Consider the following 12,904-nt stretch of genomic DNA (forward strand, 5'->3'; position numbering starts at 1 on the left):
CCCCGGAGCGATGGCGCGCCGCCCCTCGCGGGGGTGCGCCTTCCTGCGATCTTATGACGTGGGCCCGGGTGGCCCGGTTGCGCGGTGGCCACCGGAAATCCAATGTTTGTTCGCGATCGGGTAAAGGCCTTCACCACTCCCCCCGGTCGGCGGGGGTCGGATGGCGGGGGTGGCCGCCGGGCTCCCGCCGAGCCGTCCGGATTTTGGTGGCTTTGACCAGTGACGGCGGGTCGCCGGTCCGCGACGATCTCCAGGGCACGCCCAGGGCCGACCGGGAACAGTCATCGAGGAGGGTGCCATGAACCAGCGGATCGCCGTCGTCACCGGAGCCGGGAGCGGTGTCGGCCGCGCCGTGGCGGTCGAACTGGCCGCGGACGGCTGGCGGACGGTGCTGGCCGGCCGGCGGCCCGGACCGCTGCGGGAGACCGCCCGGCTCTGCGCCGCCCCGGCCGACGTGGTGCCGGCCGACGTCACCGACCCGCAGGCGGTGGACGCGCTGTTCGCCGCGGCCGCCGGGCGTCACGGCCGGGTGGACCTGCTGTTCAACAACGCCGGCGCCTTCGGCCCGGCCGTCCCGCTGGAGGAGCTGTCGGTCGAGGACTGGCGGGCCGTCGTCGACCTCAACCTGACCGGCGCCTTCCTCTGCGCCCGGGCCGCGTTCCGGCAGATGAAGGCGCAGGACCCGCAGGGCGGCCGGATCATCAACAACGGTTCGGTCTCGGCGCACGTCCCGCGCCCGCACTCGATCGCCTACACCGCGACCAAGCACGCCGTCACCGGCCTGACCAGGTCGCTGTCGCTGGACGGCCGCCCGTACCGGATCGCCTGCGGGCAGATCGACATCGGCAACGCGGCGACCGACATGACGGCGGCGATGGGCGCGGGCGTGCGTCAGGCGGACGGCCGGATCGCCCCCGAGCCGACCATGGACGTGGCCGACGTGGCGCGCACCGTGCGGCACATGGCCGGGCTGCCGCTGGAGGCCAATGTGCAGTTCGCCACCGTGCTGGCGACGGCCATGCCGTACATCGGGCGGGGGTGACGGACGGCCGCGCCGCCCGCCTCCCGGCCGCCCTCGCGGGGGATCCCCGCCGGAGCGGGCCGACGGGGATCCGGGGCGGACCGGGGCCCGCGGCTCACGGCCGCCAGGTGTCGTTCAGCGCGACGGTCCCGCCCGAGGGCACCGTCGCCGTCCGGTTGGCGCCGGACTCCCAGGTGACCGCGCCGCTCGCGTCCTTGCGGACGTACTTGTACTGGAAGGACGTGCCGGCCGGCAGCGACAGCGACAGCGACCAGACCGGGTAGCCGGCCGAGGAGAGCGGCAGGGCCTTCGCCGGGTCCCAGGCGCCGAGCGCCGCGGCGTCGCCGACCACGTAGACGTTCTGCCCGACCGAGGTGGTCGCGTTGACGTTGAAGGAGGCGCCGGAGACGCTCGCGCCGGACTGGACGTACAGCGCGACCGCGTCGCCGGCGCCGACCGTCGCGGTGAACTGCCCGTTGGCGCCCACCTGGTACGTCGGGCCGGTGCAGCCGCCGCCGGGCTGCGGGTCGCCGTGCTGGACGTCGCAGTAGGTGCCGGCCGGCAGCCCGGTCTGGAAGGTCCGGGTGATCGCGCCGCCCTCGTGGTTGATCGCGACGTAGCCCTTGTTGCCGCGTCCGAAGGCGATCGCGTTGCCGCCGTTGGACCACCAGTCGGTCACTCCGGTGCCCGCCACCGCGTTGCGGAAGCCGACCATGTTGGCTATCTGCCGCCAGGCGTGGGTGCAGTTCCAGCCGTCCTGGTAACAGGCGTTGACGGTGCCGCCGTTCGGCGGGCCGTCGTCCTTGTTGGCGAAGGTGTAGCCGGAGTGGATGTTGGGGGCGCCGTACGGCGAGGCCAGCAGGAAGACGTTGGCCAGCGTGTAGGTGTTGCCGTAGGTGTAGTTGAGGGTGGATCCGTTGCGCTCGGTGTCCCAGTTGTCGACGAAGGCGCGCGCCTGCCCGCTCGGCAGGTAGCCCCAGGAGGCGCCCCAGCCGCTGAGGTTGGTGAGCTTGTCGGTGGTGAACATCCGCTTGAGGTCCGTGCCGACCCGGAACTCGTCCACGTCGCCGGTGCCGGTGTACTCGGTGGGCTGGACCGGCTCGCCGGCTCCGTAGATGACCTCCTGGACCCAGTAGGCCGCGGGGTTGGCCATCCTGGCCTTGATCGCCGCGAGGTCGGCGGCGGCGATGTGCTTGGCGGCGTCGATCCGGTAGCCGTCGACGCCGAGCGAGGCGAGGTCGTCCAGGTAGTGCGCGATGGTGGTCTGGACGTACGCGCTGCCGGTGTTCAGGTCGGAGAGGTTCTCCAGCTCGCAGTTCTGGACGTTGCCGCGGTCCTGGTAGTTGGTGATCGGCTGGCGGCAGGTGTGGAAGTCCTGGTCCTGGTACGTGCCGGGGTAGGTGTACTTGGTGTACGCGGTACCGCCGGTGCCGGTGCCGGAGCCCGCCGACATGTGGTTGACCACCGCGTCGGCGATCACCTTGACGCCGGCCGCGTGGCAGGCGGCGACCATGTTCTTGAAGGACGTGCGGTCGCCGAGCCGTCCGGCGATCTTGTAGCTGACCGGCTGGTAGGAGGTCCACCACTGCGCGCCCTGGATGTGCTCCTGCGGCGGGGAGACCTCGACGAAGCCGTAGCCCTTGGGGCCGAGGGTGGAGGTGCAGGCCTGGGCGACGGAGTCGAAGCGCCACTCGAAGAGGGTGGCGGTGACGTCCTTGCCGTTGTTGGCCGGCGGGGCGGCCTGGGCGGCGGGGGCGCCCAGGGAGGTGCCGAGCGAGAGCGCGAGCGCCGCCGAGGCGGCGAGCGCACCGGCCGCGCGGGCGGGCCTGGGGGTCCTCCCGGCCGAGGGCCGGGGCAGGGTGGGGGCGGTGGTGACCACGTCGTCTCCTGAGGGGGTGGCTGGGGTGGGGCAGCCGGAGGTGAAGCCTGCAGGAAGTTTCTGCAACTTGCCGGAAACTTGCAGCGCCGAACCTAGAGGCGCCCGCGAGGGCCGTCAAGACCTCGGTCGAAACCCCGGACGGCACGACAAGGGCCCGGCGGCCGTAGCCGCCGGGCCCCTCACCTGTCCTGGTTCACCGGCCCTTCAGGAGCCGGCCCGGGGTCAGCCGGTCTGGACGGAGGTGTCGTCGATCACGAAGCTGGTCTGGAGCGAGGCGTCCTCGGTCCCGGCGAACTTCACGGTGACCGTCTGGCCCGCGTAGGCCGACAGGTCGAAGGTGCGCTGCTGGTAGCCGGCCGCGGCGTCCACGTTGGAGTAGGTCTTCAGCGCGGTGCCGTTGACCGACACGGTCAGCTTGTCGTACGCGGTGCTGCCCGACTCGGCGGTGTCGATGTGCAGCCAGAAGCTCAGCGTCGCCTTGCAGCCCGACGGGATGCTCACCGTCTGCGACAGCGAGTCCGAGTGGGTCGAGCCGTAGCCGTTCATCCACGCCTTCCAGGAGCCGCCGTGGGCCGCCTGGGAGGAGCTGTTGTCCACCACGCCGCTGGACGCCGTCCACGGGGTGGCGGTGCCGGTCTCGAAGCCCGCGTTGCCCAGCAGCTGCGCCGGGGTGCAGCTGCCGCCACCGGTGGAGACGGTCCAGGTGAAGCTGGTGCTGCCGGTCTTGCCGGCCGAGTCCTTCGCCGTGACGGTCACGTTGTAGGTGCCCGCGGTGGAGGCGGTACCGGTGATCGCGCCGGAGGAGGAGATCGACAGGCCGGTGGGCAGGCCGGTCGCGGTGTAGGTCAGCGGGGCGGTGCCGCCGGTGGCGCTGACCTGGAGGTTCACCGCACCGCCGACGGCGGTGGACTGGTTGCCCGGGTTGGTGACGGTGACGCCGCCGCTGGGCGCGGTGCCGACGTTGACGCCCGCCCAGGCGGTGCTGACCGCGGTCAGCTCGGCGCTGCCGGCGCCGTACAGGTCCGTGGCCGCCTTCTCCGTCGCGACGCGCGCCGCGGCGTAGTTGGTGCTGGAGGTCATGTAGGTGGTCAGCGCGCGGTACCAGACGGCCGCGGCCTTGTCCCGGCCGATGCCGGTGACCGTGATGTTGCCCTGGGTCGGCGAGTCGTAGCTGACGCCGTTGATGACCTTCGCGCCGCTGCCCTCGGACAGCAGGTAGAAGAAGTGGTTGGCGACGCCGGAGGAGTAGTGGACGTCCTTGTTGCCGACGGTGGAGGACCAGTAGTCGGCCGAGGCGCCGTCCTTGGACGGCTTGTCCATGTAGCGCAGCGGGGTGCCGTCGCCGTTGATGTTGATCAACTCACCGATCAGGTAATCGGGGTTGTCGGTGGGGATGTTGGCGGAGAACTCGACCATGGTGCCGAAGATGTCCGAGGTGGCCTCGTTGAGGCCGCCGGACTCGCCGGAGTAGGTCAGGTTGGCGGTGGCCGCGGTGACGCCGTGGCTCATCTCGTGGCCCGCGACGTCCAGCTCGGTGAGCGGCGCGGTGTTGTTGCTGCCGTCGCCGTACGTCATGCAGAAGCAGGAGTCGTCCCAGAACGCGTTCACGTAGTTGTTGCCGTAGTGGACGCGGCTGTAGGCGCCGACACCGTCGTTGCGGATGCCGTTGCGGCCGAAGGTGTTCTTGTAGTAGTCCCAGGTGGCCGCGACGCCGAAGTGGGCGTCGACCGCGGCGGACTCGCCGTTGTTGACGGTGCCGTCGCCCCAGGTGTCGGTCGCCTTGCTGTACAGCGTGCCGGTGCCCGAGGACCCGTGGTTCAGGTTGGTGGTGTACATCCCACCGCGGGTGGTGTCCTTCATCTGGTACGTCGAGCCCGACTGGGTCGTGCCGATGGTGACGTTGCCGACGAAGACGCCCTTGCCGGAGCCGGTCTCGATGCCGTCCCACTGCTGGATGACCTGGCCGCTGGTGGCGTCGGTGACGACGTGCATCTTGCTCGGGGTGCCGTCCGACTTGGTGGAGGAGACGACGGTCTCCCAGGCCAGCCGGGGGCTGTTGTCCCCGGCCCAGACCACCAGGCGCGGCGCGGTGTCGACCGCGGTGCCCGACTCGGCGGCGAGCGCGGCGCTCTGCGCGGCCGGCGCGGCCAGCTTCGGCGTGGTGCTCACACCGCTCAGCGAGGCGGTGCTGGCCCGGTCAACGCTCTTGGTCGCACCGGTGGGCGCCTGGTGCACCACCAGGTCCCCACCCAGGACGGGCAGTCCGTCGAGGGTGCGCTCGTACCGCAGGTGGCGGGTGCCGTCCGCGTCCTGGATGACGTCCCTGGTGACCAGCTTCTCGGTGCCGCTCAGGCCCAGGGTCTGGGCGAGGGAGGCGGTCTGCTGGTTCGCGACGGAGATCAGCTGGGCGCGGCTCGCCTGCTGGGCCGCGACGGCGGCCGGCGCGTCCGGCGTGGCCGCCTGGGCGATCACCGGTATGCCGGTGACCAGCAGCGCGGTGGAGGCGGCCATGACAACCGCCGCCTTCCGGGCGTGAGCGTAACGGGACATGCGGACTCCTTTTCCGACCGGCGCTGGGTCGCGCACGGTGGAGAGAAACCTGGGCCGCGGTTGCGGCGCAGTGGGGGCCCCCGCCGGGTACGACGGGAGTGCGGATGCGTTGCTCACAACTCGTTTGCAGGGTCGGGACGCGCTGCACCTGAACTGGAACAGCTGCACCGGGGGGTGGGGCCCCCTCGTCTACAGCCGGGGGAATCGTGGCAGCTACCGAGCGGTTAATGACAGATGCATGCCACGGATTGGCCGATTCATTACCGAAACCGTATGCAGGACGGTTCGTCAGTTGTGTTACCCCGTGACGAACTCGTGAACACGGTTTTCATGCCCCGAACAAAGTTCGATCACTGCCGACGGTCGGTGACCAGCACTCAGGGCCGCTTCCCCCCGCGGAGAGCGGCCGCCAGCGTCGGGCAGACCCGGCACATCACAGTTCCGGCCGTGCCATCGACGGTTTCCGGCCATTGTGCGTCCGGAACGGAACCTTGCCGTCCCCGAACCGGAGCCGGGCCCCGCACCACCTGAACAGTGGTACGGAGCCCGGGAGTTGTCGCAGTGTACGAATCAGTGTTGGACGAACACCGCCACGGTGCGGCCCGGCACGGTGAAGGTGCCGGTCGCGGCGTCGAAGCCGGACCGCTGCACCACCCGGTCCGCCCCGCCCGCCTGGACGGGGTGCAGCGCCTGGCCGGTGCCCCGCAGGGCCGGCACGGTCTGCGCCTGTGCCGCGGGGGTGGCGTTGAAGACCACCGTGATGCCCTTCTCCGCCCCCGGCAGCCCGGTGCCGTCCAGGTGCAGGGTGATCACCCCGGGCGTCTCACCGGCGGTGCCGGAGAGCGGGTAGGAGAGCCGCTGCTGGACGGCGGCCAGGCTCGGCAGCGAGAACAGCGGCGAGGACCGCTTGATCCGCAGGAACTCCTGGTACTGCGCCGAGGCCGCCCGGATGTCGGCCGCGCCCACCGTCAGCCTCGGGTTCGCCAGCAGGGACCGCGCGGCCGTCCACTGCTCCTGGTTGTCCTTCGCCATCGGCAGGCCGCGGCCCCAGCCGTTGCCGTCCGCGGCGTCCCAGTGGATCGCGTTGAACCAGTCCCCCGAGTCGTAGGAGTTGGAGTCGAGCGACTTGGAGCGCAGCAGGTCGCTGCCGGCCTGGGCGAAGCCCGCACCCTGGGTGAGCGCGGTCAGCGAGAGCGCGAGCGCCTGCATCCGGGCCCGGTCGGCGGGCGCGGTGCCGGTCGGCAGCTTGTACGCGAGGGCGTCGAAGAGGTCGGTGTTGTCGTGGGCGTCCACGTACTCCACCGCCTCGCCGGGCTTCGCCGCGTACCCGGTCGGGGCGCCGTTGTAGTCGACCTGGGCGCCGGTGACGGGCTTTCCGGAGCTGTCGGTGAAGGAGTAGCCGGCCAGGTTGCCGGTCAGCCCGACCTTCAGCTGGTCCATCCCGTGCAGCAGCCGGGCCTTCTGCTCCTCCGGGGTGCCGTTCGCGGCCGAGCCGTTCGGGTCCGTGTACAGGCCCGAGGCGAAGCCCTGCTGCGGGGCGGAGTTCAGCATGAAGTTGCCGCCGCGGGCGGCGTCCCGGATCCGGTCGTCGAAGGTGGCGATGCCGGTGCCGGCCATGTTGGCCTGGGTGGCCTGCTCGAACCGGGCGTTGTCGGCGACCGCGCCGAAGTTCCAGCCCTCGCCGTACAGGAAGACGTTCTTCCCGTCCACGCCGTCCGAGTCCGGCGTCATCCTCCGCAGCGCGGACTGTACGTCCAGCATGGTGGACTTCGGGTCCAGGCCCATCAGGTCGAAGCGGAAGCCGTCCACCTTGTACTCGCGCGCCCACAGCGTCACCGAGTCGACCACCAGCCGGTTCATCATGGCGTGCTCGGGCGCGGTGTCGGCGCAGCAGCTGTCCGTCGTCACCTTCCCGTCGGCGTCGAGCCGCTGGTAGTAGCCGGGGACCACCTTGTCCAGCACCGAGTGCTCGGCCTGGCCCGCGGCCGCGGTGTGGTTGTAGACCACGTCGAGCACCACCCGCAGCCCGGCCGCGTGCATCGCCTGCACCATCTGCCGGAACTGCACAGTGCGCGCCGTCCCCCCGGGGTCGGTGGCGTAGGAGCCCTCCGGCACGTTGTAGTGCAGCGGGTCGTAGCCCCAGTTGTACGCGTCGTCGGCGGCGACGGCCGCCACGCACTCCTGCTGCTTCGGGCCGTCCGGGGGAAGGGACTTGAGGTCGCAGGCCGGCAGCTTCCGGTCGGCCCGGTTCTCCCGGACGGTGGCGATGTCGAAGGTCGGCAGCAGGTGGATCGTGGTCACCCCGGCATCGGCGAGCTCCCGCAGGTGCCGCATGCCGGCCGAGTTCGACTCGGTGAACGCCAGGTAGGTGCCGCGCTCGGCGGCCGGGACGGTGGGGTCCTCCACCGAGAAGTCCCGGACGTGCAGCTCCTGGATCTGCTGCTGCGCGGGCGGGACGGCCTGCGGTCGGGCGTGGTCGTCCCAGCCCGCGGGCTTGAGCTCCTTGGCGTCGAGGTCGGCGACCAGGCTGCGCCGGGAGTCGGTGGACAGCGCCACCGAGTACGGGTCGGTGACGGTGTTGACCACCAGCTGCTGGGTCGAGGGCGCCCAGACCTTCACCTGGTACAGGTAGTACTTGCCGTCCAACTCGCGCTTGGCACGGACGACTTCCCACACCCCGGTCTCGTCGTCGAGCTTCAGCGGCAGCGTCTTCGGGGTGCCCCCGGTGGCGCTGTCGAAGACCTGGACGGAGACCTCCTGCGCGGTCGGCGCCCACAGCGACAGCGCCACCTTGCCGTTGTAGTGGGCCGGTCCGAAGTCCACCTTGCCGGTCCGCCCGGCGTACAGGTCGTCCAGCACGCCCGGGATCTGCACCCCGGTGGCGGCCAGGACGGCGCCGTTGGGCAGGTGTTCGGTGAACAGCAGCTGGCCGCGCAGCGCGGCCGGGACGCGGGCGGCGTCCCGGGCGTCCACGGTGAAGGCCCGGTAGCCCGCCAGGTGCGGGTACTTCGTCTTCTGGGCGTCGGTCGGCCCGCCCTTGACCGGGGTGAGCCGCAGCCACTGGCCGGGCTTGGTCAGCACGCCCTTGTCGGCCTTGATGCCGCCGGCCGGGTCGTACACCAGCTGGGCGCTGGTGCCGCCGGCCAGGGCCTCGTCGCCCGCGCCGTAGTTCGCCGGGACGACGACGGTCCTCGCGTCGATCCACTGGGCCTTGGCCCCGGTGAGGTCGATCTGCGCGGAGGCGGCCGGGTTCTGCGGCAGCAGGTAGCCCTCGCGGCCGCCGAGGATCCAGACCTCCTTGCCGTTGACGGCGAGGTCCAGCGACTGGTCGGCGGCCAGGTCCTTGTCGTTGCCCTTGTGCAGGATGTAGCTGAGGCTGGTCGCCCCGGGGGCCAGCGGCACCTCGAAGACGGCGCCGAAGGCGTCGCGGCGCACCGGCGCCAGCGGCTTGCCCCAGTCGGTCGGGGTGGCCGCGCCGGTCCAGTCGTGCAGACCCCAGCCGTCGTAGTCGCCGTCGGCCCGGTTGTAGTGGATGACGGCGGTGTTCGCGGGCTGGGTGTTGCCCGGGCCGGGGTCGGCGGTGCGCACGGCCGGGTCGCCCTGCTTGAGCCACACCTCCCCGGTGCTGCCGACGTCGAGGTGCCGGTCGGCGTCGACGTCCTTGACGCCGTCCTTCTCCACGACGAAGCCGACGTCCGAGGCGCCGGGCTTCAGCCGCACGTAGGCGAAGGCGCCGTACGCGTCCCGCCCGGTGAAGGCGTGCCCGGCCGGCCACGGGGTGGCCTCGCCGTCGGCGAGGTCGCCCCAGGCGTAGAGGTTCCAGCCGTCGTAGTCGCCGTCCGGCCGGTTGTAGTGGACGACGGCGTACGGGCGGGAGCCCGCGGTGGGCGCCGGCTTCGGTGCGGGGGCGCCGGTGGTGAAGCTCGCGGTGGCGGAGCGCAGGTGGCCGCCGGAGTCCTGCACGACGGCCTTGTAGCGGACCACCGTGCCGGGGGCGACGGCGCCGAGGTCCTGGGTGACCTTGTACACGCCGTTGTCGGCCGTGCCGAGGGTCTGCCAGGGCCCGTTGCCGATCTGGGCGGCGAAGCTCACCCGGTCGAAGCCACCGCCGTCGACCTTCGCACCGACCGTGACGAGTCCGCTCGAACCGTCCGCCGGCGGCTGCACCGCGAGCTGCGGAGCCGGGCCGACGGCCGCGAGCCGGGCGCCCGCCTTGAACACGACGGAGGACAGCGCCGGCACGGTGACGGTCACCTTGCGGTCGGCGCCGCTGGTGATCCGGTCCCCCGCGGACGGGTAGATCCGGTCGAAGCCCGTTCCCGCCGAGAAGGTGTCCAGGGTGACGGTCTTCGCCTCGGCGGCGTTGTTGACCGCGACCAGGTACTCGACCTGCTGCCCGGCGTCGATCCGGGAGAAGGCGTACACGCCCGCGCCGTCGGCGGCGTACCGCTCGACCTGGGCGCCGTCGGCCAGTGCCGGGTTGTCCCGGCGCAGCCGGGCCAGTCCGGCGATGCCCTGGTAGAGCTCGCCGCCCTGCCCGTAGCGGTCGGCCGGGCCGGAGGGCCCGCCGAGCACCCGGTCGCCGTTGTAGGAGGCGGTCTTCGAGGCGAACAGGTCCTGCCGGGCGTCCTTGTCGCCGCCCGCGCCGGTGAAGCCCTGCTCGTCGCCGTAGTAGACGACGGGCTGGCCGCGGGTGAGGAACTGCAGCTCGTTGCCGAGCCGGTCCTTCTTCAGCAGCGTGGCGTCGTCGGCGCCCGGGTTGTCGGCGAGCAGGAAGGAGCCGAAGCGGCCCATGTCGTGGTTGCCGAGGAAGGTCGGCAGCTCGTACGCGTCGGTGTCGGCGCCGGTGTAGCGGTAGTCCTGGCCGTAGACGTCGGCGAGGCCGCGTGCCGAGCCGCCCTGGGAGACGTAGGAGCGGGCCGCGCCCTGGAACGGGAAGTCCAGGGTGGCCTGGAGCCTGCCCTTGGTGACGTACGGCGAGGTGACCGCCGGGTCCCCGGAGTAGACCTCGCCGAACATGAAGAACTTCTTGTTGCCCTGCTTGGCGGCGAAGTCCTTGAGCGCGGGCGCCCACTGCTGCCAGAAGGCCATGTTGACGTGCTTGACGGTGTCGATCCGGAAGCCGTCCACGCCGGCGTCCTTGACCCACTGCTGGTAGACCTTCTCGAAGCCCTTCACCACCTTGGGGTTCTGGGTGTCGAGGTCGTCCAGGCCGCTGAAGTCGCCCTCGGTGGCGGACTCGCCGACGAAGGTCGAGTCGCCCCGGTTGTGGTAGAGCGCCGGGTCGTTGAGCCAGGACGGGGTCTTGGCCCCGGCGTCGGCCGGGGTGCGGAAGACCGGGGTGTAGGGGAAGGAGTCCTTGGTGGTCCGCGGCCAGGGGGCTCCCGCGTCGGCGACGGCGGTCTCGTCCACCGGGTTCCCGTCCGCGTCGAGCGTCGGGTAGGCGCCGGCGGAGCGGTAGCCGTACTGCTTCTCGGCGTAGTCGACGACGTCGGCGGTGTGGTTGGTGATGACGTCGAAGAAGACCTTGATGCCGCGGGCGTGCGCCTCGGCTATCAGCTCCTTGAGCTGCTCGTTGGTGCCGAAGTGCGGGTCGACCTGGGTGAAGTCGGTGATCCAGTAGCCGTGGTACCCGGCCGAGGCGTCGGCCCCGCTGCCCTGCACGGGCTTGTTCTTGAAGATCGGGGCCATCCAGATCGCGGTGGTGCCGAGGTCCTGGATGTAGTCGAGCCGCTGGATCAGCCCGGCGAGGTCGCCGCCGTGGTAGAAGCCCTTGTCGGCGGGGTCGAAGCCGTTCTCCAGCCGCCCGCCGGTGATGCCTCCGCCGTCGTTGGCGGCGTCGCCGTTGGCGAAGCGGTCGGGCAGGACGAAGTAGAACTGTTCGCGGGTGAGGTCGTGCCGCCCGGCGGTGGCCGCCAGCGCGGCGTCCGAGGGCGGGGCCGGCGGGGCGGCGGCGAGGGCCGCGGGGGCGCCGCCGAGGGTGGCGGCGGTCAGTGCGGCGGCCAGCAGGACGGCGGTGCGGCCCGGCGGTCTGCGGCGGCCGGTGGTTCGTCGGGCGGTGCTCCGTCGGGGACGGAGCGGGGCATCGGCCACTGAGGGCTCCCTTAGGGGAAGGGGCGATCGATTTTCCCAGGAAGCTAGCGGCCTGCAATATGTTTCAGCAAGATGCTGAAACCGTTTCGTTCCGGGAAATTTCCAGGTGGGCGACCGTCTCCGGCCACCCCGATTACTCCCTCGGAGCGACGGGCGTGACAATGGGACGTATGTCCGTCCCACCGGTACGCACCGAACCCCAGAGCACCCCCTACCCCGGTGGGAGCCGGCCCCTAGCCCTCAAGGGGGACAGCCGGTGAAGAATCCACTTCCAGAGGATGAGCAGACGGCTACGAGCGGTCTGGCAGACTTGCCGTCCATGGGGGAACCGACCGAGATCCAGCGAGGCGACGCCGGGCGCGCCGACGCGGCCAGTGGTGGCGGTTCCGAAGCAGCGAAGGCCCTCCCCGGCCGCCTGCCCGATGGAGCCACCCGTGCCGCACAGTCCCGTACCGCCGTCCTGCGCGGCCGCATCGGCGCCCAGCGCCGGTCACCGGCCAGACCGCGGATCTGGTTCGAACTGGCGCTGATCGGGATCAGCTACTGGATCTACTCGATCGTGCGCAACGCGGTTCCCGAACAGGAAGCGATAGCCCAGAAGCACACGCGCTGGATCTGGGACCTGGAACAGCACCTCGGCATCGCCGTCGAGCGCTCGATCAACCACGCCGTGGACAGCGTCGGGTGGCTCATCACCGGGATGAACTACTACTACGCGACACTGCACTTCGTGATCACGATCGGCGTGCTGGTCTGGCTCTACCGCAGCCACCCCGGGCGCTACGTCGCGGCCCGCACCGTGCTGTTCGTGACCACCGGGATCGCCCTGGTCGGCTTCTACTTCTTCCCGCTGGCCCCGCCCCGGCTGATGACCGACGGCGGCTTCATCGACACCGTGAAGGTCCACGGCACCTGGGGCTCGATGGCCTCCGGGCCCGCCGCGCACGTCTCCAACCAGTACGCGGCCATGCCCTCGATGCACATCGGCTGGTCGATGTGGTGCGGCCTGGCGATCTTCTTCCTCGCCCGCCGGACGTGGGTCCGGGTGCTCGGCCTGCTGTACCCCGCCGCCACCCTGGTGGTCATCGTCTCCACCGCCAACCACTTCTGGATGGACGCCGTCGGCGGCGAGCTCTGCCTGGCGGTGGGCTTCCTCGCCGCCCGCTGGCTGTACCACGAGTGGGTCTACAAGCTGCCCAGGGTGCCCGCCCGGGAGACGGCGGCCGAGCAGCCGGTCACCGTGCCCGAGCAGTGGAGCGAGCCCGCGGTCAGCAGCGCACGCCGCTAGCCGCACCGCGCCGGCCCGCCACGCCGGCCGCCCGGAACGTCGAAGGGGCCCCGCACGGGGCCCCTTTCGCATG

The 12,904-nt window shown here is 71.4% G+C and carries 5 protein-coding genes; 2 read left to right on the forward strand and 3 right to left on the reverse strand.

Annotated features, from left to right (window positions below; all coding sequences use genetic code 11):
• The first annotated feature begins 298 nt into the window (after positions 1-298).
• A complete protein-coding gene (locus ACFWJ4_RS07510; RefSeq protein WP_380540319.1) occupies positions 299-1,042 on the forward strand; it encodes an SDR family oxidoreductase in 744 nt (247 codons plus the stop codon).
• Positions 1,043-1,136: 94 nt separating this feature from the next.
• On the opposite strand, the gene ACFWJ4_RS07515 is transcribed toward ACFWJ4_RS07510, so the two are convergent.
• The 3 genes from ACFWJ4_RS07515 to pulA all read right to left on the reverse strand — a co-directional run bounded on the left by ACFWJ4_RS07515 (position 1,137) and on the right by pulA (position 11,543).
• On the reverse strand, positions 1,137-2,900 hold the full coding sequence (locus tag ACFWJ4_RS07515; RefSeq protein WP_380540322.1) for a carbohydrate-binding module family 20 domain-containing protein: 1,764 nt from the start codon (positions 2,898-2,900) through the stop codon (positions 1,137-1,139).
• A 222-nt stretch (positions 2,901-3,122) separates the two neighbouring features.
• The gene (locus tag ACFWJ4_RS07520) at positions 3,123-5,450 is read right to left on the reverse strand and encodes a M4 family metallopeptidase (RefSeq protein WP_380540325.1); all 2,328 of its coding nucleotides are present in this window, start codon (positions 5,448-5,450) and stop codon (positions 3,123-3,125) included.
• A gap of 570 nt (positions 5,451-6,020) precedes the next feature.
• Complete coding sequence (gene pulA / locus ACFWJ4_RS07525; protein WP_380540328.1) at positions 6,021-11,543, reverse strand: pullulanase-type alpha-1,6-glucosidase; 5,523 nt, start codon at positions 11,541-11,543, stop codon at positions 6,021-6,023.
• Between the two features lie 319 nt (positions 11,544-11,862).
• Between pulA and ACFWJ4_RS07530 the strand changes: the two genes are divergently transcribed.
• Entirely contained in the window at positions 11,863-12,831 is a 969-nt protein-coding gene (locus ACFWJ4_RS07530) for a phosphatase PAP2 family protein (RefSeq protein WP_359896951.1), read from the forward strand.
• Positions 12,832-12,904 lie beyond the last annotated feature (73 nt).

It is taken from the genome of Kitasatospora sp. NPDC127067, from assembly GCF_042724755.1.
Lineage (GTDB): Bacteria > Actinomycetota > Actinomycetes > Streptomycetales > Streptomycetaceae > Kitasatospora > Kitasatospora lactacystinica.

What these genes read in the sequence shown, in the direction of transcription:
- ACFWJ4_RS07520 (WP_380540325.1), bottom strand. Translation starts at nt 5,450, where the DNA reads ATGTCCCGTTACGCTCACGCCCGGAAGGCGGCGGTTGTCATGGCCGCC.
- ACFWJ4_RS07530 (WP_359896951.1), top strand. Translation starts at nt 11,863, where the DNA reads ATGGGGGAACCGACCGAGATCCAGCGAGGCGACGCCGGGCGCGCCGAC.
- ACFWJ4_RS07510 (WP_380540319.1), top strand. Translation starts at nt 299, where the DNA reads ATGAACCAGCGGATCGCCGTCGTCACCGGAGCCGGGAGCGGTGTCGGC.